At 64.3% G+C, this 21,717-nt stretch carries 27 protein-coding genes; 12 read left to right on the plus strand and 15 right to left on the minus strand.

The window, feature by feature from the left end; translation table 11 throughout:
- The first annotated feature begins 114 nt into the window (after positions 1 to 114).
- The 3 genes from CH306_RS09175 (at position 115) to CH306_RS09185 (ending at position 2,678) form a co-directional block, all read left to right on the plus strand.
- Positions 115 to 1,239, plus strand: a complete 1,125-nt coding sequence (locus CH306_RS09175) for a hypothetical protein (RefSeq protein ID WP_094646321.1) — start codon at positions 115 to 117, stop codon at positions 1,237 to 1,239.
- A gap of 96 nt (positions 1,240 to 1,335) precedes the next feature.
- A complete protein-coding gene (locus CH306_RS09180; protein ID WP_179272801.1) occupies positions 1,336 to 1,827 on the plus strand; it encodes a GNAT family N-acetyltransferase in 492 nt (163 codons plus the stop codon).
- A 20-nt stretch (positions 1,828 to 1,847) separates the two neighbouring features.
- Positions 1,848 to 2,678 carry a MerR family transcriptional regulator gene (locus tag CH306_RS09185; protein ID WP_094646323.1) on the plus strand — a complete coding sequence of 277 codons (831 nt, stop codon included), beginning with the start codon at positions 1,848 to 1,850 and terminating at the stop codon, positions 2,676 to 2,678.
- Here CH306_RS09185 and CH306_RS09190 read toward each other — a convergent pair.
- Both CH306_RS09190 and CH306_RS09195 read right to left on the minus strand, forming a co-directional pair.
- Positions 2,666 to 2,848, minus strand: a complete 183-nt coding sequence (locus CH306_RS09190; protein ID WP_032397091.1) for a hypothetical protein — start codon at positions 2,846 to 2,848, stop codon at positions 2,666 to 2,668. The genes CH306_RS09185 and CH306_RS09190 overlap by 13 nt on opposite strands.
- 39 nt (positions 2,849 to 2,887) lie before the next feature.
- Positions 2,888 to 3,520: a DedA family protein gene (locus tag CH306_RS09195; protein ID WP_094646324.1), complete on the minus strand. Its 633-nt coding sequence runs from the start codon at positions 3,518 to 3,520 to the stop codon at positions 2,888 to 2,890.
- A gap of 135 nt (positions 3,521 to 3,655) precedes the next feature.
- Between CH306_RS09195 and CH306_RS09200 the strand changes: the two genes are divergently transcribed.
- The 3 genes from CH306_RS09200 to CH306_RS09210 are packed head-to-tail and all read left to right on the plus strand — an operon-like array spanning position 3,656 to position 6,347.
- Entirely contained in the window at positions 3,656 to 4,930 is a 1,275-nt protein-coding gene (locus CH306_RS09200; protein ID WP_094646325.1) for a sensor histidine kinase, read from the plus strand.
- Complete coding sequence (locus CH306_RS09205) at positions 4,921 to 5,577, plus strand: response regulator transcription factor (RefSeq protein ID WP_094646326.1); 657 nt, start codon at positions 4,921 to 4,923, stop codon at positions 5,575 to 5,577. Before CH306_RS09200 ends, CH306_RS09205 begins: the two co-directional genes overlap by 10 nt.
- Entirely contained in the window at positions 5,574 to 6,347 is a 774-nt protein-coding gene (locus CH306_RS09210; protein WP_094646327.1) for a DUF4097 family beta strand repeat-containing protein, read from the plus strand. Before CH306_RS09205 ends, CH306_RS09210 begins: the two co-directional genes overlap by 4 nt.
- 20 nt (positions 6,348 to 6,367) lie before the next feature.
- Here the strand turns inward: CH306_RS09210 and CH306_RS09215 are convergent, their stop codons facing one another.
- Both CH306_RS09215 and CH306_RS29835 read right to left on the minus strand, forming a co-directional pair.
- Positions 6,368 to 7,588, minus strand: a complete 1,221-nt coding sequence (locus CH306_RS09215; RefSeq protein ID WP_094646328.1) for an FAD-binding domain-containing protein — start codon at positions 7,586 to 7,588, stop codon at positions 6,368 to 6,370.
- A 44-nt stretch (positions 7,589 to 7,632) separates the two neighbouring features.
- Complete coding sequence (locus CH306_RS29835; protein WP_373453505.1) at positions 7,633 to 7,992, minus strand: FmdB family zinc ribbon protein; 360 nt, start codon at positions 7,990 to 7,992, stop codon at positions 7,633 to 7,635.
- Between the two features lie 68 nt (positions 7,993 to 8,060).
- Here CH306_RS29835 and fmdA point away from each other — a divergent pair, with 68 nt between their 5' ends.
- Positions 8,061 to 9,314 (plus strand): formamidase, encoded by a 1,254-nt coding sequence (gene fmdA, locus CH306_RS09225; protein ID WP_094646329.1) that lies wholly within the window; start codon positions 8,061 to 8,063, stop codon positions 9,312 to 9,314.
- Positions 9,315 to 9,350: 36 nt separating this feature from the next.
- Here fmdA and CH306_RS09230 read toward each other — a convergent pair whose 3' ends face one another.
- Together CH306_RS09230 and CH306_RS09235 are read right to left on the minus strand one after the other, a co-directional pair.
- Positions 9,351 to 9,851 carry a hypothetical protein gene (locus tag CH306_RS09230; protein ID WP_143545373.1) on the minus strand — a complete coding sequence of 167 codons (501 nt, stop codon included), beginning with the start codon at positions 9,849 to 9,851 and terminating at the stop codon, positions 9,351 to 9,353.
- A 62-nt stretch (positions 9,852 to 9,913) separates the two neighbouring features.
- The gene (locus CH306_RS09235) at positions 9,914 to 10,498 is read right to left on the minus strand and encodes a hypothetical protein (protein WP_094646331.1); all 585 of its coding nucleotides are present in this window, start codon (positions 10,496 to 10,498) and stop codon (positions 9,914 to 9,916) included.
- Between the two features lie 147 nt (positions 10,499 to 10,645).
- On the opposite strand from CH306_RS09235, the gene CH306_RS09240 reads away from it, so the two are divergent.
- The gene (locus CH306_RS09240) at positions 10,646 to 12,538 is read left to right on the plus strand and encodes an HNH endonuclease signature motif containing protein (protein WP_094646332.1); all 1,893 of its coding nucleotides are present in this window, start codon (positions 10,646 to 10,648) and stop codon (positions 12,536 to 12,538) included.
- A gap of 160 nt (positions 12,539 to 12,698) precedes the next feature.
- Positions 12,699 to 13,055: a hypothetical protein gene (locus CH306_RS09245; RefSeq protein WP_094646333.1), complete on the plus strand. Its 357-nt coding sequence runs from the start codon at positions 12,699 to 12,701 to the stop codon at positions 13,053 to 13,055.
- A gap of 4 nt (positions 13,056 to 13,059) precedes the next feature.
- On the opposite strand, the gene CH306_RS09250 is transcribed toward CH306_RS09245, so the two are convergent.
- The 3 genes from CH306_RS09250 to CH306_RS09260 all read right to left on the minus strand — a co-directional run bounded on the left by CH306_RS09250 (position 13,060) and on the right by CH306_RS09260 (position 14,613).
- Complete coding sequence (locus CH306_RS09250; RefSeq protein WP_094646334.1) at positions 13,060 to 13,257, minus strand: PLD nuclease N-terminal domain-containing protein; 198 nt, start codon at positions 13,255 to 13,257, stop codon at positions 13,060 to 13,062.
- Between the two features lie 175 nt (positions 13,258 to 13,432).
- Positions 13,433 to 14,272 carry an SDR family NAD(P)-dependent oxidoreductase gene (locus CH306_RS09255; RefSeq protein WP_094646335.1) on the minus strand — a complete coding sequence of 280 codons (840 nt, stop codon included), beginning with the start codon at positions 14,270 to 14,272 and terminating at the stop codon, positions 13,433 to 13,435.
- The gene (locus tag CH306_RS09260) at positions 14,269 to 14,613 is read right to left on the minus strand and encodes a nuclear transport factor 2 family protein (RefSeq protein WP_179272800.1); all 345 of its coding nucleotides are present in this window, start codon (positions 14,611 to 14,613) and stop codon (positions 14,269 to 14,271) included. The genes CH306_RS09255 and CH306_RS09260 overlap by 4 nt, the downstream gene beginning before the upstream one ends.
- A 163-nt stretch (positions 14,614 to 14,776) precedes the next feature.
- Here CH306_RS09260 and CH306_RS09265 point away from each other — a divergent pair, with 163 nt between their 5' ends.
- Positions 14,777 to 15,604, plus strand: a complete 828-nt coding sequence (locus tag CH306_RS09265; protein ID WP_094646336.1) for a MerR family transcriptional regulator — start codon at positions 14,777 to 14,779, stop codon at positions 15,602 to 15,604.
- A 55-nt stretch (positions 15,605 to 15,659) separates the two neighbouring features.
- Here the strand turns inward: CH306_RS09265 and CH306_RS09270 are convergent, their stop codons facing one another.
- Together CH306_RS09270 and CH306_RS09275 are read right to left on the minus strand one after the other, a co-directional pair.
- Positions 15,660 to 16,112 (minus strand): GNAT family N-acetyltransferase, encoded by a 453-nt coding sequence (locus tag CH306_RS09270; protein ID WP_179272799.1) that lies wholly within the window; start codon positions 16,110 to 16,112, stop codon positions 15,660 to 15,662.
- Positions 16,099 to 17,073, minus strand: a complete 975-nt coding sequence (locus CH306_RS09275; RefSeq protein WP_094646338.1) for an aldo/keto reductase — start codon at positions 17,071 to 17,073, stop codon at positions 16,099 to 16,101. Before CH306_RS09275 ends, CH306_RS09270 begins: the two co-directional genes overlap by 14 nt.
- A gap of 64 nt (positions 17,074 to 17,137) precedes the next feature.
- Here CH306_RS09275 and CH306_RS09280 point away from each other — a divergent pair, with 64 nt between their 5' ends.
- On the plus strand, positions 17,138 to 18,049 hold the full coding sequence (locus CH306_RS09280; RefSeq protein ID WP_032397101.1) for an aminotransferase class IV: 912 nt from the start codon (positions 17,138 to 17,140) through the stop codon (positions 18,047 to 18,049).
- 3 nt (positions 18,050 to 18,052) lie between these two features.
- Here the strand turns inward: CH306_RS09280 and CH306_RS09285 are convergent, their stop codons facing one another.
- The 3 genes from CH306_RS09285 to CH306_RS09295 all read right to left on the minus strand — a co-directional run bounded on the left by CH306_RS09285 (position 18,053) and on the right by CH306_RS09295 (position 20,240).
- The gene (locus tag CH306_RS09285; protein ID WP_094646339.1) at positions 18,053 to 19,201 is read right to left on the minus strand and encodes a serine hydrolase domain-containing protein; all 1,149 of its coding nucleotides are present in this window, start codon (positions 19,199 to 19,201) and stop codon (positions 18,053 to 18,055) included.
- A 64-nt stretch (positions 19,202 to 19,265) separates the two neighbouring features.
- Positions 19,266 to 19,634, minus strand: coding sequence for a glyoxalase superfamily protein (locus tag CH306_RS09290; RefSeq protein WP_094646340.1), 369 nt, complete (start codon positions 19,632 to 19,634; stop codon positions 19,266 to 19,268).
- A gap of 45 nt (positions 19,635 to 19,679) precedes the next feature.
- On the minus strand, positions 19,680 to 20,240 hold the full coding sequence (locus CH306_RS09295; RefSeq protein ID WP_032397375.1) for a TetR/AcrR family transcriptional regulator: 561 nt from the start codon (positions 20,238 to 20,240) through the stop codon (positions 19,680 to 19,682).
- Positions 20,241 to 20,343: 103 nt separating this feature from the next.
- On the opposite strand from CH306_RS09295, the gene CH306_RS09300 reads away from it, so the two are divergent.
- Positions 20,344 to 21,183 (plus strand): alpha/beta fold hydrolase, encoded by an 840-nt coding sequence (locus CH306_RS09300; protein ID WP_094646459.1) that lies wholly within the window; start codon positions 20,344 to 20,346, stop codon positions 21,181 to 21,183.
- A gap of 50 nt (positions 21,184 to 21,233) precedes the next feature.
- Here CH306_RS09300 and rraA read toward each other — a convergent pair whose 3' ends face one another.
- Complete coding sequence (gene rraA, locus CH306_RS09305) at positions 21,234 to 21,713, minus strand: ribonuclease E activity regulator RraA (RefSeq protein WP_032397105.1); 480 nt, start codon at positions 21,711 to 21,713, stop codon at positions 21,234 to 21,236.
- Positions 21,714 to 21,717 lie beyond the last annotated feature (4 nt).

Raw genomic sequence — 21,717 nt, forward strand, 5'->3', positions numbered from 1 at the left:
CAGCTACCGCTGTGGTCCTCCAACTCTCGCTTCTCAACGTCTGTTGCGCTACTGTCCTCGGCGGGGTGAGTCCGATCTGCACCGATTGCGGATCCAGATGTTCCGGGGGAACACGTGTCGAAGAAGTGGTTGCGCGGCGTCGTGGTGTCTGCAGTGGCGGTCGCATTGTGTCCGATCGCCACGGTCTCGGCGGATCCTGCGCCGAGCCAGGCACCAGCGACCATCATGGGGTCCATCGACGACGGGCCGGGTAGCTTCAGCGTCTTCCGTACCGTCGACAGTGGTCAGCGCCCCACCGCCGAGGACAACGCTGCGTGCAACGACTACTTCGGCTCCCCGCGTTCGCTGACCGTGGTGGAACGGCTCGACGCACGGATGTACACCTTCACCAACGATCCGTCGACGGGCTTTCTGCAGAACCCGACGGCCCAGAACGTCGGACCGATCTACGTGTGCGACGGGCCCCTGCTCGACGGTCAGGCCTTCCTGGATCAGTGGGGTGCTCTGACGGCTCCCGGCCTCGGCACGCTCTCCATGTACGGCCCGTGCGGACTCGAGTTCCTGATCGGTTCGCCCGGACGCGCGGCCGTCGATTGTGTGATGCGAGTGAACCCCAACGATTCCGGGGTCGTCGACGGCGTCGCGACCAGCAACTCCATCGTCAACCCGCTTCGCCTGCCGGACGGTCGCACCGGCTCGCTGTGGACCCTCTACACACTCGGTGACGGCACTGCCCCCGTGCCGGAACCCGTTGCAGGAGCACCGCAACCGACCGGGTCGGTGAAGTACAGCGTCGGACGCGAGGTGAACTCGGTTTCGAACGGAAGCACTCCCGCATGTCCGGGTGGCGTGCGCACCACCGAGATCCACGCCGTGTCCGTGGACGCTGCCACTGGCGCGGCATCGACCGAGCCGTCCGCGGACGTGGCCGCCACCGCATCGATCTGCTATCAGAACCCGTCGACTCCGGATTTCGGCGCATCGCTGAGCATCACCAGCTACGGCGTCACGCCTGCGCTCACGGCCACGTCCACCGGGCAGTGCCGTCGTACCGATCTGCCCATCGAACCGGGCACCGTACAGCAGTCCTGTGGCTTCACCCTGCCGCCGCAGCCGGCTCTCGGCCTGACCGGTGGCCAGGTGACGCTCAACGGTCTGGTTCCGACGAACGATGCTGCAGGCTCGGCCAATTCGGCGATCTGGACTACCTCCTTCCTCGGTTCCATCAGCCCAGGATGAACGGCCGCCGGATCGGCGGTGGTAGTTCTGTCGCTGGTGGCAACGACGCCACCACCGACCATGCGTCGGGTCTGACGCCGGTGTTACCGTCTGCCCGTGGACCTCGTCGTTCCCTCCGGTGAACTCGCTGCTGCGTGGAGGGATTCGCACGCCGAATGGGGGCCGGGGTTTCACGAGGACGGATTCGGGTTGACGGCTGACGATGATGTCGCGTCCGCACAGGGCTTTTCGGATTGGATCGAGCGGCTTCGAGACGATACGGAGTGCACGTACCGCTGGATCGTGGCGGGCGAACGAGTCCTGGGCGGCATCGCGCTCAGACACGACAGCAATGAGTTCGCCGCCCGTCTCGGGCACATCGGCTACGGGGTTCGCCCGTCCGAACGAGGTCGGGGAGTTGCATCGTGGGCGGTACGCGAGGTGCTGACGCTCGCCGCGGGCATGGGCATGACCCGGGTAACGGCAGTCTGCGAGGTGAGCAACGCGGCCTCGATAGCGACTCTGGAGCGTGCCGGAGGCGAGCAAGTCGACTGCATCGGGTCGGTGGTTCGCTTCCGGCTTCCTGCGCTTGACCCTCACACTGTGTGAGACGAGAACCTCGGAGGGTCATGTTCAGCATTGGAGAGTTCGCATCGATCGGCCGGGTGTCGGTTCGTATGCTTCGGCATTACGACGAGATCGGGTTGTTGACGCCGGCGCGGGTTGATCCGTTCACGGGGTATCGCTCGTACGACGGTTCGCAGTTCGAGGTTCTGGGACGCATTCTGATGTTCAAGGACCTCGGGTTCAGGCTCGACGAGGTGACACAGATCGTGCACGGCCAGGTCGATGACGATCGGCTACGCGAGATGCTCACGGCCAAGCGCGATGATGTCGCTCGTCGGCTCGATCTCGACGCCGCTCGCCTGCGCCGCATCGAAGCGCGACTCTCCCACACCGAAGGGATTTCGATGATCACCGTGGACACCAAGTCGTTGCCGGCCACCCGTATTGCCGTTCTCACCGAGACCGCCGCTGGCTTCGGCCCCCAGAACATCGGACCGATCATCGGTCCGATGTACGCCCGGCTCGCCCGGACACTCGCCGGGCACGGCGTAACGTTCGGACCGTCGTCCATCGCCATGTACGAGGCCGTCGACGACGGAGACGGCAGCGGCGTCACCGTGCATGCCGCATTCGAGGTGGAACCCCAGGTCGTGGGCGGTGAGGGCTACGAGGTGCGCGAGCTACCGCCCGTCGAGTTCGCGGTGACCACCGTCCACCACGGTTCGATGGCCACGATCAGCGAAACCTGGGAGCAGTTCATCGCATGGATAGAGGCGAACGGCTACGAACTCTCTGGCATCTGCCGCGAGTTCTACCTGGTGTCCGAGCCGCAGCCGCAGGAGAATTGGGTGACCGAACTGCAGCAGCCGGTGGTTCGACGTCAGGACGCCTGAGCGAACTCCACGAGGGCGGTGCACTGGCAACCGCCGGTGACTTCCTCGCATTCGAGCACCAGGAAGTGACGTACGTACTCGAGATCCACGCAGTCCGGCTCCGTGCACTCCGCACCGCCGACCGCGTGGATCACGAGTGTGCCGTTGCAGGTATCGAAGCGTGCGGACATGCGAATCCCTTTCTGTCGTATCTCTCTACCTCCTTGATATCACCGGGCTCCGACAAGTTCGGGAGAAGACGAGCGTGTTCGACGCCTGAGCTGGGTAGCAGCCATGATGGTCAGAGCCGGAATCCAGGCGTATCCGAGCGCGGTCCTGATGACCGTCCGGTCACCCAGCCACGCTCCGACCGACACCAGTACACCCGCCCACACGACTGCGGCCAGCAGGCTGAGCGCCGTGTACTCGCGGTGCCGCAGTGAGGACGTCGCGACCAGCCGGGGCGTGATGGTGCGGATACCCCCGATGAGGTGTCCGACGAAGGCGACAGCGCGCGGCCTCGATCGCGCCTGTGTGGTCAGCCCGAGCACGACCCTCATCACCGCGGCAGGCAGCGCCGACTCCGCTCGTCCGAGACCCAACACGGTGCCGGTGCGGCGACTGTGCCAGAACGCCCACTGCGCACCCATGCTCGACGCCACCGCCGCGGTGACGACGGCAGGCAGCCACGGCACCACACCGATCGACGTCAGCACCCCGAGCGTGATCGGCACGCTGTTTCCCGGTGTGAAAAGACCGAGCAACGACGCAGACTCGAATGCCAGCAGTGCGAAGACGACGGCAAAGACGACCCACACGGGCACGGACGACAACCGGTCCACATCGAGGATGTTCAGGTTCATACCTGTCGAATCTTGTCGTCCGGACCGCGGAAAACACCACGATCGACCCACGGACCGACGGTAGGGCTGGCCCTACCTCGGGCCGTGGGTTCACAGTGCGGACAAGCCGACGACACCCGACTTAGGCTGATCCGCATGAACGAGGCACTACCGATTCCCCTGAATCCGCTCAGGGCATGGATCTCGCCGAACTGGTGGCTGGCGGTGGCGTCGCTGCTGGCATCGACGGTCGCCGGGCTCGGCGGCTGGATGATCCTGGGACTGCTGGTACTGGCGGTGTGCGCATTGCCGTTTGCGCTCAGTGGTGTGCTCGTCTTCGCGCTGACGATAGTGGCGCTCCGGTGGATGGACCGTGCAGCGCGTGCCGGAATCGGTTTTACCGGTGGAATTTCCATCGAGGGCCCAGAACCGACCGTGTACCCGACCAGTTGGCGCAGGTTCATCTGGTGCCTCCGCGATATCGGATTGTGGAAATCGTTCTGCTACTGGCTCCTTCGGATTCCGGTCTCGGCCGTTCTGCTGTTCTTGCTGCCGGCGCTGTTCGTGGTCCTGCCGGTTCTGGCGGCGGCACCGGTCGCCTGGATCGTGACGAACCCGGTCGGTAATCAGCTCGAAATCGGAGATCGGGTGGGCTATCCGTTCGTCGCGCTGGTCGGCTTCGCCTCGCTGGTGACCTTCGTCGCGGGGGTTCCACTGCTGCTCACAGCTCTGGCGCGGCTCGACTGGTGGAGTGCCGCAGCCCTTCTCGGCCGATCCGAATCCAGTAGGCGGGTCGACGAATTGACGGTGAGTCGTGCTCGCGTCGTCGACGCTGCCGATGCCGAACGCCGCCGCATCGAACGCGATCTGCACGACGGGGCCCAGCAGCGTTTGGTATCGGTGGCAATGTCACTGGGGCAGGCGAAGTCGCGCGCCTCGGCGACGGACGATGCGGTACTGAAAGAACTGCTCGACGATGCCCACCGGGAGGCCAAGAACGCGATCGGCGAGATCCGTACCCTCACGCGCGGTCTGCATCCGCCGATTCTGACCGACCGCGGTCTCGACGCCGCTCTGTCGTCCGTCGCGGCGTTGTGTGCGGTACCGGTCACTGTTCGTATCGACCCCGCCCTTTCCGGTGATCGACGCCCGGACGCGACGGTCGAGTCGACGGTCTACTTCGTCGTCTCCGAGGCCCTGACCAACGTGAGCAAGCACGCGAAGGCCGCCCACGTCCGAGTCGATGTCTCGAAAGTCGAGTCCGCCGTACGAGTGACGGTGGTCGACGACGGTTGTGGGGGAGCGCATCCGGCACCGGGGGGCGGTCTGGCCGGGCTCGAGGACAGGCTCAGCGGAATCGACGGAACCATGTCCATCACGTCGCCGTCCGGCGGCCCGACGCGGCTCGAGGTGAGCATCCCGTGCGAGTGATCATCGCCGACGATTCGGTTCTGTTGCGAGAGGGTGTGGCTCGCCTGCTGATCGATACCGGAGCAGACGTGATCGGGAAGGTGTCCGATGCGTCGGAACTGCTCGCGGCCATGTCCGCTGCCGATCCGCTTCCCGACGTGTGCGTGATCGACGTACGCATGCCGCCGACCTTCCTGGACGAAGGTCTGCGCGCAGCGCTGGTCATTCGCCAACGGTGGCCCGCTGTAGGAGTTCTCGTGCTCTCTCAGTACGTGGAGGAACGGTACGCAGCCGAACTCATCCGGCAGAGCACGGACGGCGTCGGATACCTTCTGAAAGACCGGGTGGCCGACGTGGACGAGTTCGCCGATGCGGTGCGCGCCGTTGCGACCGGTGGAACCGTCATCGATCCCGAGGTGGTGCAGCAGATCCTGGCGCGGGCCCCACGGTCGGATCCACTCGATTCGCTGACCCCGCGGGAGCGGGACGTGTTGACCGCCATGGCCGAAGGCAAGTCGAACGCCGGAATCGCCGCTGCATTGGTGGTCGGTCAAGCTGCCGTGGAGAAGCACATCGGAAACATCTTCGCCAAGCTCGGGCTACTCGGAGACAGTGCCGATCACCGCCGCGTCATGGCCGTCCTACGATATCTGGGAGCGATTCAGTGAAGAAGTCATTGTGGCGCAACGTCGTTGCGGTGTCGGTCGCCATAGCTGTCGTGGGCGTGGCGGGTGCGGCGACGACGGCCACGATTGCCTACGGATTCACCATGCCCAAGATGCAGTCGTTCGACTACGCCACCGACGCAGCGATCACCGGAAAGAATCTCTCGCTCACGACCGGTTTCGCCCACGTGTCGGTGTCCATGAGTCCCGACTCGGAGGTGCACGTGCGGGCCGACGGTTCCTATCGAGGCGACACTCCGACCGTCGACATCAGTGACGACGGGTCGAACATCGCTGTGGAATGCTCCTACCGGAAGCGCAGCAGTTGCGACATAGGTCTCGAACTACGGATACCGTCGGGCCTGACACTCGATATCGATGGCACCACAGCCGATGTCGAGCTCGTCGACGTCGACGCGCAGACATCGGTGTCCACCTCGGCGGGTTCGGTGATCTCTCGGGGATCTGCCGGAACCCTGAACATAACAACACGATTCGGTGACGTGGACATCACCGATGCGGCCGTGTCGGCACTGGAGGTGGACACGACGTTCGGTCGGGTCGCCGTTGATTCCAGGCTGCCGCCGGATTCGTTACGTGTGCAGAACATACAGGGCGACAGCATGATCGAACTCCCGCCGGCCGAGTTGTACGACGTCGAGGCGACGTCGGAGAAGGGAGATGTCGAGATCGACGTCGTCGACGATCCGAGTTCTCCGAGGTCGGTATCGGTCAGCAGTGAAGAAGGCCGGATTTCGGTGCTGCGGAGATAGCTCCGGTCGAGGACCGCCGTTCAATGACTGCGTCGCCACGCGCTGAACGACCGTACCGAGGATGTGGTGGGTCGGAACAGCCACGGCCACGGATGCAACTCGACCGGGGCTATGGCGTCGGCGATGCGGGAGAAGCCGGGAACGGGTGCCCAGGTGGTAGCCAAGGAGCGTCCGGAGAGCTCGTCGGACACTCTGCCGCGACGTACCTCCAACGGGCGGGTCGACGCGATCTCGCCGAGCGTCTCGGCGAGAAAGACCAGCCTCTTGCCGGAGAGCCTGAGTTTCCGCAGGAGCGGCTCGTCGAAGACGAACACCGCGGGTCGATCGGTGTCGGCGGCCAGTGCCGGGTCTGCGGTGCCGAGTGACTCTGCCGTTATCCACACCTGTTCTGCGCCAGTGCCTTCCGCATGGGCGGGGCCGGCGGGAATCGGTGCCTTGTTCAGGTCGGGACCGTCGACCGCCGGGCCGAGCTCGTCGTCGGGCCAATTCTCGATGGGGCACGCATCTTTCAATGCGCAGTTGCGGCACAGGGACGGTGCTCGCTTGTTCACCTGCCACCGGCTGAATCCGTAGACCTTGCCGCTTCCGGTACCGACGGTCCACTGCCAGCCGAGGCGGTTGGCTGCGCGGGAGCCGTCGAGTAGATGGGCGAACATCTCGTCTTCGCCGTCGCGCCACGTCGCCCCGGCACGGACTGCCCACTGGGAGGCGAGCCACATGCGGGTTTGGTTGACCAGCCAGCCGTCCTGGTGCAATTCACCCACCACCGAGGACATGCAGTTCATCTCCTCGGGCCACGGCTGCGCGGTCCAGCCCTGGGGTCGCGGCTGCTCACGGCGTAGCGAACGACCGAGATCGGATCCGGTGCGCGCGTAGAGATGACGCGCGTATTCCTGCCACATCAGTTCGTCGCGATAGCGGGAACGGTCGCGTGGGGGAGCGTCGGCGACCGCGTCCCATACCTCCCGCAGCGTCAGCAGCCCGTGTCGGATGTACGGCGACATGCGGCTTGCGCCTCGGCGATTCACCGGTAGAACGGTGCTGCGATCGCGCGCATATCCGGTGATGTCGAGTCCGGCCAGCGCGGTATCAGCAGCGGACTGCCCGCCGCGAATGCCGCCGGCCGTGATGGCATCCGGACCCTCGCGAGTCAGATCCCCCAGATGCTCGGCGACCCAGTCGACGACGTCCTCGGTGGTGGAGCCGTCGGCAATCGACGGGGGAGCTGGAATCGTGGGCATGGCGTCGGACTTCCCTGTCGTAGCGAAAGGGAAACGCGGAGTCGTCAGGGGCGCGGCAGGCGGCGATGCAGTGGATTGGACGTGGTCCTTGTTGCGGATCTGCCGGCCGGAGGTAGAGACGAGACCACGGCAGGTGTGTCCGCTGTGGCGCGCGAGGCGTCGTGTGCCTTCATCGCAGCGCTGTTCCCACGTCCGAGAGCAGGCGAGGAGATCTGTCGTGGGGCCGCGTCACCGCACTCCGGGCACGTCACCTCGGACGGCGCGTCCGCCATGGAGAATCTCTGCTCGACGGGGGCGCATCGTCGCGCGCAGCGGAAGCTGTAGGTGGGCACGCATTCGAGAGTAGCGCGATGTGGCGCATCAGCAACGTTCCGGCACAACGTCATACAAGGTTTACATGCCATATCCGACCGGATGGACCGTGACGGTGCAATGATCGAGGCAGGAGAATCCGCGCAACCGGAGGTGCCTCGTGCCCGAACTGCTGTTTCCGCTCGACTCGACGAAGAGTTTCACCGAACAGGAGGTCGTCGGCCACAACCGATGGCATCCCGATATCCCGGCGGCGGTCACAGTCAAACCCGGTACGTCCTTTCGGGCCCACTGTCGCGAATGGTTCGACGGGGCCATCCACAACGACGATTCCGCCGAGGACATCCTGAATGCGCCGCTCAACAACGTGCACACACTGTCAGGGCCCTTCCACATCGAGGGTGCAGAGCCCGGTGACCTGCTGATCGTCGACATCCTGGACGTGGGTCCGATACCGCAGGAGGATTCGGGTCCGCTGGCCGGTCAGGGTTGGGGCTACACGGGGATCTTCGCCAAGCAGAACGGAGGCGGATTTCTCACCGATCGATTCCCCGATGCGTACAAGGCGATCTGGGACTTTTCCGGTCAGACCACCACATCTCGCCACGTGCCGCACGTGAAGTACACCGGCATCACCCATCCCGGGCTGATGGGGACCGCGCCGTCGGCTGCCCTGCTGGCGAAGTGGAACGCCCGTGAAGGTGCGTTGATCGCGACAGATCCCAATCGGGTTCCGCCACTGGCCCTTGCACCCGAGCTCGACGGTGCAATCCTCGGTTCCTTGAGCGGCGACGAATTCACCCGTGTCGCAGGTGAAGCCGCACGCACAGCGCCGCCCCGGGAGAACGGTGGAAATCAGGACATCAAGAACCTCACCAAAGGAACCCGCGTCTTCTATCCGGTGTTCGTGCCGGGCGCGAAGTTGTCCTTCGGTGATCTGCACTTCTCGCAGGGTGACGGGGAGATCACGTTCTGCGGTGCCATCGAGATGGGTGGCTTCATGGACCTGCACGTCGACCTGATCAAGGGCGGTATGGAAACCTATGGGGTGAGCGAGAACGCGATCTTCATGCCCGGAAACACTGCGCCGCAGTACTCGGAATGGATTGCCTTCTCGGGCATTTCGGTGACCGTCGACGGTGAGCAGAAGTATCTGGATTCCGACCTGTCGTACCAGAACGCATGCATGCACGCGATCGACTACCTCACCAAGTTCGGCTACAGCCCCGAGCAGGCGTACCTGCTACTGGGATCGGCTCCGATCGAAGGACGCCTGTCCGGGGTGGTGGACATTCCGAACTCCTGTGCCACCGTGTACATCCCCACGGCGATCTTCGATTTCCCGATAGCGCCCTCTGCGAGCGGACCGTTCCAAATCGACCCGGGTATGGGTGCGCCGAGGGCGCAATTCTGACGCGGCGTCGGTGGTCGAGATTTTCCGGTCGGGTGGCTAGTCGTTCTCGTCGTGGCATGCAGTGGTGATTTGTTCGACGCCGACCGGCGAGGATTCGATCCCGGTGAGCGCGAGAATGTCCGCGATGGTCTCCGCGCTACTGCCGAGATATGCGCACGGGAAGTCGAAGTGCTGAGCCACGCACCATGCGTGGTCGGCGGGCCACCACAGATTCGGTGAGAGTCCTCTGAGCGTGTCGGTTGCGCGCGAGACCGGTCCTCTCAACAGGAAGTAGTTGTAACCGGCGATGTTCGCGGTCGGTGCCATCTCGCGAATGTCGTTGAGCGCGGTGTTGCCTTCCCAGACGGCGAACCAGCATTCGTTCGGTGCATTTGTGCTTCGAGCGAGTACTTCGATGATGGCTGTCTGCTGAACGTGCCAGCGTGCAACGTGTCCGGAGTCGCGTAGCGGGTACTGGACGCGGGCATAGGCGTCGAACATTGTGGGGACCAGCGAGCCCACCGTAGTTTGGGGGACGACCTTCAGACCATCGTTCACCCACCTTGCGTCCGAGACATCCTGCTGCAGATCGTCGTTCAACCATTCTGTGCCGTCGGTATTCAATGGCTGTACCAAGGTTGTGGTCTGGCAGGATCGTCGATGACAGTGTCGACTCGAGGGTCCGCGAGAACGTCCTCGATCGCCGCTGAGCTGGCACCGATGGTGGCGAAGTGAGGGTCGACGTCGTTTGCAATGCACCAGGAGCGGTCGCCGGGCCAGACGAACGAGGGAATCGGCAATCCTTCGGGACCCGGGGGATCGAGTGCCTGCTCCCACTGCTGTAAGTCCAGGGCAGGTCCCCTGAACAGAAACGCTTCCCGTTCCGGGAGGGCAATTCGCGCGGCACCATGAACCTCGAGTCCGCCCCAGCCTTCCCATACGCAGAAGTAGCAGTCCTCCGGTTTGGTCGTGTGCTTCGACAGCGTAGCGACGACTGTCGCCAATTGTTCGGTCTCCGAACGCTCGTCGTACGGAGCGTCTGCTTCGCCCTCACGCTGACCGGGGTACGTCGGATCGGGAATGAACCGTAGCCGCGCATAGCTCGGGTACCCCAGCGGACCTCGGACCGCGAGGTCCCACCAATCGCGCTCTGCTTGAACGAGCCAGTCGGCGGCCGAAGGATCGCTGGACGCCCGCACGGTCATTGTGTGTCCTTACTCGTTCCGGTCGATACAGAGCCTCAGCCCGCGAACCGCTCCAATGCATATGTCACCACGCTACCGATCTGCGGTACGGCCATACGGAGAACGTCTGTTCGAAAGTTTGTCGGTGGGTCGCGATAGATTCTGTGCATGCTTTCGGGGGACGGCGGATCAGGGGTGGACGGCATCGAGACGGTGCCGCCCGCCCCTGAGGTGTCCGATCCCGACTTGTCTGTGTTGGTCGACCGAGTTGAATCCGCGATCGCGGAGTTGGCCGGGCAGGCGTCGGTGTCGTGGACGAACGCGGACCGGCGCGCGGTGGTTCAGCGGATGGAAACGGCGACCAGGTCGCTGACGGCGCACTCGTACACCTGGCTCAACGAACTCATCTCTCAGCACGGCCTCGATGTATACCCGGGATCGTTGCCGTCGTCGGTGGCGTGGATGCTGCGGATCACCCCACGAGCAGCAGGAGCACGGGTCCGTCTGGCTGCCGAGTTGGGTGACCGCACCGCCTTCTCCGGGGAAGTGCTGCCTTCGCTGCTGCCGCACACTGCTGCTGCGTTGCGGGCGGGGTTGCTCGATGCCAAGCATGTGCAGATGATCCGCGAGTTCTTCCGCCATCTGCCCCGGGATGTCGATCCGCAGACGCGCGAGCTCGCCGACGAGCAACTGGCGGGCTACGCCTCGACCAGGCGACCCGACGATTTCGCACCGTTGGTGGCGCACCTGGATTCGATCCTCAATCCCGACGGCGACCACGACGAGGACGAGGACGAGGACGGGAAGCCACCGAGACCACCGAAACGCAGGGATGCGTTCTTCTACCTCGGTGAGCAGGGTGCCGACGGAATGTCCGAAGGAAAATTCTGCGTCGACCCCGAACTACGGGCCTACCTCGAAGCCTTGTTCTCCAAAGCCGCGAAACCGGGAGTGAACAACCCCGCCGACCCGACGTCCGTCGTCCATGAAGAGACCGACGAGACCGACAGCACTTCCGGCGGCAAGGACAGCACGACCCCTGGTGCCGAGAGTGACGGTGCGCGACCCGACCCTGCAGCCACCGAACCGGATTCGCCTCCATCGGGTGGTGTCCGCGATACCGACACCCCACCGCACCCACAGCCGGACGATGGTCCGACGAGCGATGCGGGACTGTGGGGCGACGGTCCATGCGACGGTGACGGCCGGTGCGGCGACGGCATCGACTGCGGTTGCGGTTGCGGCACAGGACACGACGACACAGCCGAACCCGACGACATTGCCGACTCCGAATCCGAAACCGATACCGACGGCGACGGCGACGGCGACGATGCAGGCCCGAACACGGCAGCGCAGGACAAGACTGCAACGCGCGACGCTGCCGCCGCGCGGGATATCCGCACCCAACGCGAACGCCAACACGACGCCCTCAAACTCGCGCTCCGGCACACCCTGGCCTGCGGGACACTCGGCACCCACCGAGGACTACCCGTCACCGCCATCGTCACCATGACCCTCAAAGACCTCGAATCCGGCTGCGGCTACGCCATGACCGCCACCGGATCACGCGTGTCGATCCGCGATGCGATCCGCATGGCCTCGCACGCCCACCACTACCTGACCATCTTCGACGACCACGGCCGAGCCCTGTACCTCGGCCGATCCAAACGCATCGCCTCCGCCGACCAACGCATCGTGCTCATCGCCCGAGACCGCGGCTGCAGCTTCCCCTCCTGCACCCGCCCCGCAACCTGGTGCCAAGCCCACCACGTCACCGACTGGAACACCGGCGGCAACACCGACATCGACGGATTGACCTTCGGCTGCGACATGCACCACGCACTCGTCGGCACCGGACCCGGCACATGGGCCACCACCAAAACCGGAGCAGGACACCGGTACCCGGGCCGCACCCTGTGGCACCCACCCACCGGAATGGACCCAAAACGCCGAGGCCTGATCAATCACGCCCACCACCCAGAAGAAGTCCTCTACCCACCCGACCAGCACAACCACAACCACAACGACACCGGCGACGAAGAACCACGACAACCCGCCTGACGGTCCGAACCAGTCTCGGGGCACAGCCCTGCCTGGAGCCAGCGCAACGCGCGGCCATGTCGAGCGTGCGCGTACGTCCGGACGGGCGGCGTGCTGTAAGCCGGGAGATCGACCCAGCTCCAGGCAGGAATCGTCGAAAGCAGTTGCGTACGGTGGGTTCATGATGGTTCTCGCGAGCAGGACGGCAGTACTGTCGCCGCCGGTCCGCTTCGTGTGGAAGGCGCTCATGCGCCCAGATGTGCATCCGAAGAACCAGGGGTTCGCCTGGCCGGTGATGTTCGAGGGTACCGCTCTGCCTCGAATCGTCGAGAGCAGCGAGTTCGACCGCGTTGTGTGGAGTTCGCCGTGGCCGAGCCTCCCCGGCGTCCTCGTTCAGTTCGACCTGACTCCAGAAACCCGGTTGCGCTGGACGCTGTTGGGCCACCCGCCCGTGCCCGATCCGCAGACCGTGGAGTGGCTACGCGACCAGGTGAGTCATCTGGTGAACATCGACCTGCGCAACGCGACTGGATATTGAACTGTCATCTGTTGCCGCCGCTCGGTCCGTAGGGATAGCGCTTGCCGACTACGAACCACAGGATCGGCCCGATGATCGGCAGGACCACCACTACGAATGTCCATGCCAGCTTCGGCCGATAGCCCATGGTGCGGTCACGGGCGATCGACAGTAACGCCACCAAGGACAGCAGGACAGTGACGGCACCACCGGCAGAAGCCATACCCGAGACGGTAGCTCAGCCACCACTCGGAACAGTCTCGATCCGTCTCGTCGCGAAGGTGAGCTACGCCGGGTGGCTCCGGTCGACGCCCACCCTCGAATCCGTCGCCATCCGAGCAACATTCAGGCCCGGATGCGCCGGATGCTCGGTGTCGTACGTTGCTTCGGCGGTCCCGCTATGCGGGGAAATCCGCACTACGAGAGAGTGTCTCGTTCGATCGTATGTCGCTCAGGTTCTGTTCCAACGCGTCGATGACGGCGTCGTACCCGCTGTTGCCCAGGATCAGTCGGCGTGGTGGCGGGTCCTGGGTCATCGCTGCGATCACCGCATGGGCACCGCGATGCGGATCTCCCGGTTGCACCCCGTTCATGTCGACGAAGGCGGCCCGCACCTGTTGCACCATGTCGTGGTACTCCGGAATCACCTCCGCGACCGGCTCTTCGGCGAATCCGGCGTACGCGTTCGTGCGGAACGCCCCTGGTTCGACCGCCAACACGGAGATGCCGTGCTCGGCGACCTCCTGGCGCAGTGCATCGGTGACGGCCTCGATCGCGTATTTCGTGGCGCTGTAGTAGCCGAATCCGACTGCCGCCACGAGTCCGGCCACCGAGGACACGTTGACGATCCACCCGCTTCCGCGGGCGCGCATACCTGGTAGCACTGCGCGGGTCACGGACAGTACGGCGAAGAAATTCAGCTCGAACATCGCCCGTATCGAGGTCTCGCTCATTCCCTCGATCGATCCGTACCAGCCGCGGCCGGCGTTGTTGACCAGCACGTCGATACCGCCGAAGTGCTCTTCGGCTGTTCGTACTGCTCGTGCAACCTGTTCCGCGGCGGTGACATCCATGGGCACGACGAGAACGCGGTCACCGTACTGGTCGGCCCACGACGTCAGTTCCGCCGGACGCCGGGCGGTGAGTACCACGCGGTCTCCCGCCTCCAGCGCCACCTCGGCGTAGGCCATGCCGAAGCCGCCCGGTGTGCCACCGGTGATGAACCATCGCTTGCTCATGGCTCGATCACCAAGCGGTCGATCAGCGCGCCGTCCAGCGTGAAGCGGTAGTGCAGGTCGACGACTCCCCCGGGGAAGTTGCCTTCCAGGTGCTGCACGACGTCGACTGTCGAGCCGGTCGCGGTCGCCCCGGTGAACGCTGTTGTGTAGGTGTATTCGCTCTCGCTGACCGAGGCGGTCAGCCATGCCTCGATCTCGTCACGGCCGGAGTGGTCGTGGCCCTCATCGGTCACCACGGCGTCCGCGGTGAACACGGTGAGCGCTCGCGCGCCCTGTCGGGCGTCGAGTGCGGTCATGAACGTCTTCACGTTGTCCGGGAGTCCATCCCATTCTGTTGTCATGACCCCACGGTGATGCTTCCCCCAAGGGGAATGTCAACACTGGGTCTGCACCGGTATCCGTGCCCGACACTCGGTCCCGGCTTCCTGTTGACCTTGCCCTAGGGGGAAACTTCACGATGGGCCCAGCCGACAACGCGAACGGTGCTACGGACAGGAGGACGCCATGGGCGCACAGGTCTCGATCGGCGACTTCGCAGTGATGACCAGCCTCAGCAGAAAAGCGCTACGCCACTACCACGAGATCGGGATCCTCGAACCGACTCTCGTCGACGCACACACCGGTTACCGCTTCTACGACACCAGCCAAGTCGATCACGCACACATCATTCGCCGATTCCGATCGCTCGGCATGTCCATCCCGGACATCAAGGCGCTGCTGAGTGCAGACGACGCCGCGGCCCGCACCGCGATCCTCACGAGTCATCTCGAACGGATGGAGATGCAGCTACAGCACACTCGCGATACCGTCGGCGCGCTGCGCGAACTACTCTCGCCCGTGCACGCACCCGCCGAGATCGAACTGCGCCTCGAGCCGGCCCTCGCCGTGTGGTCCATCGGCACCACCATCGAGGTCGCCGAGATCGACAGTTGGTTCGCGGTGACGGTCGGGAAATTACGAGATGCAGTCGCAGCGGCGACAGGCGACGACTCCGAGGTCGTGCCGGGCGGCCTGTACGACCGGGCACTCTTCCTCGAATCCCGGGGCGAAGCAACGCTGTTCGTCGCAGCTCCAGGATCGGCGGACCCTCCGGACGGTATCCGGGCCCAGGTCCTACCTGAGGCCCAGTTCGCGGTCCTCACACACTCCGGCGGTCACGAGGGCATCGACCGCAGCTACGCGGCCCTGGGGACGTACGTGAACGAACGACTGGTGAGCGGCCGAGGACCGATCCGCGAACACTACCTCGGCGCAACGCCATCGGAGCCGTATGCGTTCACCGCAACCGAAATCTGCTGGCCCATCTTCGGTACCGCTCCAACATCGGAATGATCCTCGCCGAGTCGGGTGGAGACAGGCCAGCTGGACCCAAAGCCGTTGACTCTGATCAGCGGACGAGTTCGTAGCAGGCGAGCCACAGCCCGGGCAGTACCTGAGTGTCCTCGGTGTGCACGAAGCCGAAGGCCTCGTACAACGTGCGTGCCGGTGGATTGTCTCGCCCGGTGGCCACACACACGCGTTGTGCGACAATCGATTCCAGCATTGTGCCGACCAATGCCCTACCGATGCCTCGCCGATGGGCGTGTGGAGCAACGACCAGGCGGTCGATCTCAGCCTCGGACCACGCTGCAGCGCCGAGGATTCCGTGCTGGTCCTGCGCGACGAGCCAGTGGACCTGCGCAGCGCACAGATCGTCCACCGACTCGTGCAGCAGCGGGATTCGCTCGTCGTTGATCAGTCTCGCTTCGACTGCATACGAACTCTTCTGCACCGCGAGAATCCGTTCGGCGAGCCCCCGATCGGCGGCAGGGTCGATGCGGACGATCTCAATAGCGACCACCGGCGGGTGCAGGCAGAGCGTCCAGTGCCGCAAGGTGATCCGGGCTCAAGGTCAGCGTCGCCGCTCCTGCGTTCTCGTCGAGACGCGTCGTGCGTCGAGTACCGGGAATCGGCACCACGTGCTCGCCCTGCGCCAACACCCAAGCCAAGGCCACCTGTGCAGGCGTCGCACCGAGGTCGTCGGCGACACCCGCGATGGCGTCGACGATCACGAGGTTCGCATCGAGGTTGTCCTGGCTGAAGCGTGGCAATCGCGATCGGAAATCGTCTGCGGCAGGGATGGTTCCGCGGAAGTTGCCGGTGAGGAATCCGCGGCCCAACGGTGAGAACGGGACGAACGCCGCACCGTTGTCCTGCGTCCACTTCAGCGACGTGGCAAGGTGATCGCGTGTCCACAGCGACAACTCCGACTGCACCGCCGAAATCGGATGCACCTGCTGGGCCCGATCCAGCTGCTCGACGCTGAACTCCGAGACCCCCAGTGCACGCACCTTTCCAGCCTGCACGGCCTCGGCCATCGCGCCGATGCTGTCCTCCACGTCCACTTCTGGGTCCGGACGGTGGAGGTAGTACAGATCGATATGGTCGACGCCCAAGCGGCGCAGCGAATCGTCGATGGCCTGCCGAAGGTGATCGGGCTTGCCGTTGGGGCCCGAAATGACGGGTTCACCGGCGTCGCCGACGTGGGAGACGAGACCGCCCTTGGTCGCGAGGATCACCTCGTCACGCCGGTTCCCGATGGCTTTTCCGACAACTTCCTCGTTGGTGAACGGCCCGTACACATCGGCCGTGTCGATGAAGTTCACACCCAGATCGAGGGCATGACCGATCACTCGATCAGGGCTCTGCGTCTGATCGTCGGCCTTGTATGCCCAGGTCATCCCCATGCATCCGAGGCCTATGGCACCGACTTCGGGGCCGTCGTTCCACAGGGTTCGGGTCGGTACGGTGCGTGCGCTCATGCACTCGACGATAGAGAAGAAAAACCGTTGTCGCCCGCATTCGATGGGCGGCTAGCATCGCCACATGGCTCTTCCACACTCGAAGGTGTATTTCGGCGACCGTCTGGTCGACGCGCAGGACGCGACTCTCGGAGTCGCCACCTCGGCCGTTCTGTACGGGCTCAGTGTCTACACCGTCTTCCCGGTGCAGGTGGACGGTGATCGGCGTACCGCGTTTCGGTTGCTCGACCATTACCAGCGGCTGGTCGAGTCCTGCAAGATCATCGGCATCGACACCTTCGCGTCGCAGTGGACCTTCGAGAGGTTCGTCCAGGCGACGCGCGACGTGGTCGCCGCCAACGCTCCGACGACCGAGGTCTACGTTCGGGCCACCGTCCACGTGGACGAGTCGATCCCGGGAACTCGGGTCCGTGGCCTGCACACCACCGTGTCCATCTTCCTGTACGACGCCACCCCCATCGTTCCGCAGAACGGAATGCGTCTGAAAACGAGTGTGTGGCGACGCATCCCGGACAATGCCATTCCCTCGCGCGCCAAGGTGAACGGAGCTTACGTCAATTCTGTTCTGGCCAAACAGGATGCGATCGACAGTGGGTTCGACGACTGCATCTTCCTCGACATCAACGGTCACGTCTGCGAGCTCAGTGCCGCGAACATCTTCCTCGTCCGTAATGGAACGCTCATCACCCCTGACGTCACCAGTGACATCCTCGACGGCATCAACCGTCGGACGCTCTTGACGCTCGCCCGCGAAGAGGGGCTGACGGTTCAGGAGCGCACCGTCGATCTCACCGAGCTGTACATCGCCGACGAGGTCTTCGTCTGCGGCACCTCGGCGGGAGTTGCCCCGGTGTACGAAATCGACGGTCGCGCAATAGGAACGAAGGAGTCGGGCCCGGTGACGCTCACCCTGCGAAAGCGTCACCAGGCCGCGCTCACCAGCGACGAAGTGCACGGCTGGGTGAGTGTGCTGTGAGTGCTACGCCGGACAGGTGGAGGTGAGTCCGGCGATCAATGCTTCGGAGGCAGGCTGTTCGAGTGGATCGGCGGCCGGGTTGGGACCGGCCGTGGTCCAGGCCATCGATACCTGTCGCTGACCGTCCGGGCTCGAGAACGCGTAGGTGCGGTATCCGAAGCCGTTGCCGCGGTTGCCGAACACCAGCTCACCCGAACCCGGGTTGCACGTGTCTCCGCCCAGCAGCAGACCGAGTCCGTACGTCGACGGCGTCACGACCTGCATCTCGTCGATCAAGTTCTGCGGGATCAGTGTGCCGTCGAAGAGTGCTCTGAAGAAGGTGTTCATGTCGCCGACGGTCGAGACCACGGCGGCACCGGATGACCAGATGCCGGCGTCGTAATCGGTGACGTCGGTGTAGGTTCCGTTCTCGAGGACATAGCCGTGCAACGCGTTCTCGTCCAGAGCGGAATCGGTGGGGTACGTCGTGTCGGCCATCTCCAGAGGATCGAAGATCCTGTCCTGCAACGCTTGTCCGATGGACTTGCCGTCCAGTTCGGCGACGATCCGTCCGAGAAGAACATAGTTGGTGTTCGCGTAGCTGAACTCCTGGCCTGGCTCGCTCGTCCAGGGCATGGCCAGAGCCTGCGCGATCAACTCGTCGTCGGCGACGGCGTCGTTCGCACGGGCGGCAATCTGCTCCGCAGAGTCGAATCCGGTGAAGTAGTCCGGAACCCCACTGGTGTGATCGAGCAGTTGGCGGACGGTCACCGGCTTGGGTAGCACCCCGGGAAGCAACTCGTCCACCTGCTGATCGAGCTCGAGTTTCCCCTCGTCGACCAGTTGCAGCACGACGGCCGCAACCATCGCCTTGGTGACGCTGGCGATCCGGACCGGGTCGTCGGCCGACGCCGCCTCGGTGCCGTCGCGCTCGACGAGCCCTGCGGCTCCCGACCACGAACTCTCGCCGTCGCGTACCTGCGCGACCGCGGCGACGGAACCGGCGTCGACCAGTGCGTCCAATGCTGCCTGAACGTCGTCGGTCTCGATGGTTCCGCTCGAGGGTGCGGTGGTGCTCGGCTCGACGGTCGACGGCTGATCGGTCGACGAGCACCCGGCGACCAGCGGGGACGTCGACACTGTGAGGGCGGCGAGGATTCGTAGCTTGCTCATGTCGTCGACGCTAACGACGCCCCGCAGATGATTTCAGTGTCAAATGTCAGTGATTTTCGATGAGTCAGCGACTCACCTGGCAGAAGCGGAGGGTGTTCGAGAACGGGTCTATGACCGTCATGGTAGGACCGCCCGGCGCGTCGTGATCGATTCCCGGTCGGCTGCGTGCGTTGTTCTTCTGGAGCAGTTCGGCATTGAAGGACGCGACATCGGTGATCGGTATCCAGACGGAGGTTCCCGGAGTGCCGTCGCCGTAGTGTTGGGACAGATCCAGGGTGCAGTCCCCGCGCGAAAGACGGATGTACAGCGGCAGATCCGGCTCGAATCGATGTTCCCATTGGACCGAAAAGCCCAGATAGTCCAGATAGAACGCACGCGCTTCGACGTCGTCGAAGATGCGCAGAATCGGAACAGCGGGGCCGAATGCCGTCATGGCATCGAGTGTGGCACGTTCGGCGCCGCCTACACCAGGGCTGCGCTACTGCTTACCCGAATCCAGCAGCACCTCGGCCGCAGCCTTTGCTGCAGTGGCAGATTCGGTGAGTTCGGTGATGGCTGCGGTGGTTTGCGCACCTTCGGCGAGCAACGCGATCTGCAGTCCCACCGACGGAGCGCATCCGGCTTCGACGGCCAATCGAGTGACGTAGTCGATGAAGTTCTTCTTGTGCTGCTGTGCCGCGTCGGCGACCTCGGGCATGGTTGTACCCAGTTCACCGAACGAGTTGATGAAGGCGCACCCGCGGAAGTCGTCCTCCCGGAACCAGTGGTCCAGAAAGTCGAAGATCGACAGCAGTTTCCGACGAGGTGACTCGTAGGCCGCGGCCTCGGCGTTGATGCCGTCGTTCCACTGCCGAGTACGACCACGAAGAACCTCGGCGACGATGGCAGTTTTCGAGGGAAAGAGCGTGTACAGGCGCTTGAGGGAGATACCGGCCTTGGCACGCAACTCGTCCATCCCCACCGCCTGGATACCGCGCGCGTAGAACAGTGCGTCCGCGGCGTTCACCACCTGTGCGCGTCCGATTTCCGTACTGGTCATCGCATACCCCTTGCCGAGAGAACCAACGTTCTCTACTGTAGTTCACATGCGCAGAGAACGACCGTTCTCCCGCTCGATGATCAAGACACAGGAAGGCAGGATCATGGCGTACATCAACGTCGGAACCGAGAACTCCACCCCCGTCGAGGTCTACTACGAGGATCACGGCTCCGGTCAGCCGGTCGTCCTCATCCACGGCTACCCACTCGACGGCAACTCCTGGGAACGTCAGTCACGGGCGCTGCTCGACGCCGGCTACCGCGTCATCACCTACGACCGCCGCGGCTTCGGCCAATCCAGCAAGCCGACCGTCGGATACGACTACGACACCTTCGCCTCGGACCTGGACAAGGTTCTGACCGAACTGGATCTGCGCGACGTCATCCTGGTCGGATTCTCCATGGGCACAGGCGAACTCGCTCGGTACGCGGCGAAGTACGGCACGGATCGCGTCGCGAAGTTCGCATTTCTCGCCTCACTCGAGCCGTTCCTGCTGCAGACCGACGACAACCCAACCGGAGTTCCGCAGTCGGTGTTCGACGGCATCGACAGTGCCGCGCGGGAGGATCGCTTCGCCTGGTTCGACAATTTCTACAAGGATTTCTACAACCTCGACGAGAACCTCGGGAGCCGTATCAGCGAGGCGACGGTACGTGCGAGCTGGAACACCGCGGCCAACAGCGCGCCCGTGGCCGCCTACGCCGTCGTGCCCACGTGGCTCGAGGACTTCCGCGGCGATGTGGAGAAGGTACGCGAATCGGGCAAGCCCACGCTGATTCTGCACGGCACGGCCGACAACATCCTGCCGATCGATTCCACCGGCCGTCAGTTCCGCAAGGTGTTCCCGGAGGCCACGTACGTCGAGGTCGACGGCGCACCGCACGGACTGCTGTGGACGCACTTCCAGGAAGTCAACGACGCGCTGCTCGCGTTCGTGAAGTAGAGGCAAACGCAGAAAGGGACGGCGAAATCGCCGTCCCTTTCTGCGTCGGACTAGACCGCGACGACGCCGTCGTGGTCGCTGTAGACGATCTCGCCCGGGGTGAAGGTGACGCCGCCGAAGCTGACCGGCACGTTCTTCTCGCCCGAGCCGGTCTGTGTGCTCTTACGCGGATTCGTGCCCAGTGCCTTGACGCCGATGTCGAGCGTGCGCAGGATCGCCGAGTCGCGGACCGCGCCGTTGACGATGACTCCGGCCCAACCGTTGGTGACGCCCCGGCCCGCGATGATGTCGCCGACGAGTGCGGTGTGCACGCTGGCGTCGCCGTCGACCACCAGAACGCCACCGTTACCGGGTTCGCTCAGAGTCTGCTTCACCAGCAGGTTGTCCTGGAAGCAGCGGATGGTGGTGATGGGGCCCGCGAATTCGGTGTGCTTGCCGTACTGGATGAACTGGGTGTCGCAGCTGCGGATGTCGGGACCGATCTCATCGGCCAGATCAGCTGTTGCCTTGAATTCCACAGGTGAAGTCATGCGG

It is taken from the genome of Rhodococcus sp. 15-725-2-2b, from assembly GCF_002259075.1.
Lineage (GTDB): Bacteria > Actinomycetota > Actinomycetes > Mycobacteriales > Mycobacteriaceae > Rhodococcoides.

Bases quoted from the DNA above. Each gene is read 5' to 3' on its own strand.
- CH306_RS09185 (WP_094646323.1), top strand. From the start codon at position 1,848: ATGTTCAGCATTGGAGAGTTCGCATCGATCGGCCGGGTGTCGGTTCGT.
- CH306_RS09190 (WP_032397091.1), bottom strand. From the start codon at position 2,848: ATGTCCGCACGCTTCGATACCTGCAACGGCACACTCGTGATCCACGCG.
- CH306_RS09195 (WP_094646324.1), bottom strand. From the start codon at position 3,520: ATGAACCTGAACATCCTCGATGTGGACCGGTTGTCGTCCGTGCCCGTG.
- CH306_RS09200 (WP_094646325.1), top strand. From the start codon at position 3,656: ATGAACGAGGCACTACCGATTCCCCTGAATCCGCTCAGGGCATGGATC.
- CH306_RS09215 (WP_094646328.1), bottom strand. From the start codon at position 7,588: ATGCCCACGATTCCAGCTCCCCCGTCGATTGCCGACGGCTCCACCACC.
- CH306_RS29835 (WP_373453505.1), bottom strand. From the start codon at position 7,992: ATGGCATGTAAACCTTGTATGACGTTGTGCCGGAACGTTGCTGATGCG.
- CH306_RS09235 (WP_094646331.1), bottom strand. From the start codon at position 10,498: ATGACCGTGCGGGCGTCCAGCGATCCTTCGGCCGCCGACTGGCTCGTT.
- CH306_RS09240 (WP_094646332.1), top strand. From the start codon at position 10,646: ATGCTTTCGGGGGACGGCGGATCAGGGGTGGACGGCATCGAGACGGTG.
- CH306_RS09245 (WP_094646333.1), top strand. From the start codon at position 12,699: ATGATGGTTCTCGCGAGCAGGACGGCAGTACTGTCGCCGCCGGTCCGC.
- CH306_RS09250 (WP_094646334.1), bottom strand. From the start codon at position 13,257: ATGGCTTCTGCCGGTGGTGCCGTCACTGTCCTGCTGTCCTTGGTGGCG.
- CH306_RS09255 (WP_094646335.1), bottom strand. From the start codon at position 14,272: ATGAGCAAGCGATGGTTCATCACCGGTGGCACACCGGGCGGCTTCGGC.
- CH306_RS09260 (WP_179272800.1), bottom strand. From the start codon at position 14,613: ATGACAACAGAATGGGATGGACTCCCGGACAACGTGAAGACGTTCATG.
- CH306_RS09265 (WP_094646336.1), top strand. From the start codon at position 14,777: ATGGGCGCACAGGTCTCGATCGGCGACTTCGCAGTGATGACCAGCCTC.
- CH306_RS09275 (WP_094646338.1), bottom strand. From the start codon at position 17,073: ATGAGCGCACGCACCGTACCGACCCGAACCCTGTGGAACGACGGCCCC.
- CH306_RS09280 (WP_032397101.1), top strand. From the start codon at position 17,138: ATGGCTCTTCCACACTCGAAGGTGTATTTCGGCGACCGTCTGGTCGAC.
- CH306_RS09285 (WP_094646339.1), bottom strand. From the start codon at position 19,201: ATGAGCAAGCTACGAATCCTCGCCGCCCTCACAGTGTCGACGTCCCCG.
- CH306_RS09290 (WP_094646340.1), bottom strand. From the start codon at position 19,634: ATGACGGCATTCGGCCCCGCTGTTCCGATTCTGCGCATCTTCGACGAC.
- CH306_RS09295 (WP_032397375.1), bottom strand. From the start codon at position 20,240: ATGACCAGTACGGAAATCGGACGCGCACAGGTGGTGAACGCCGCGGAC.
- CH306_RS09300 (WP_094646459.1), top strand. From the start codon at position 20,344: ATGGCGTACATCAACGTCGGAACCGAGAACTCCACCCCCGTCGAGGTC.
- rraA (WP_032397105.1), bottom strand. From the start codon at position 21,713: ATGACTTCACCTGTGGAATTCAAGGCAACAGCTGATCTGGCCGATGAG.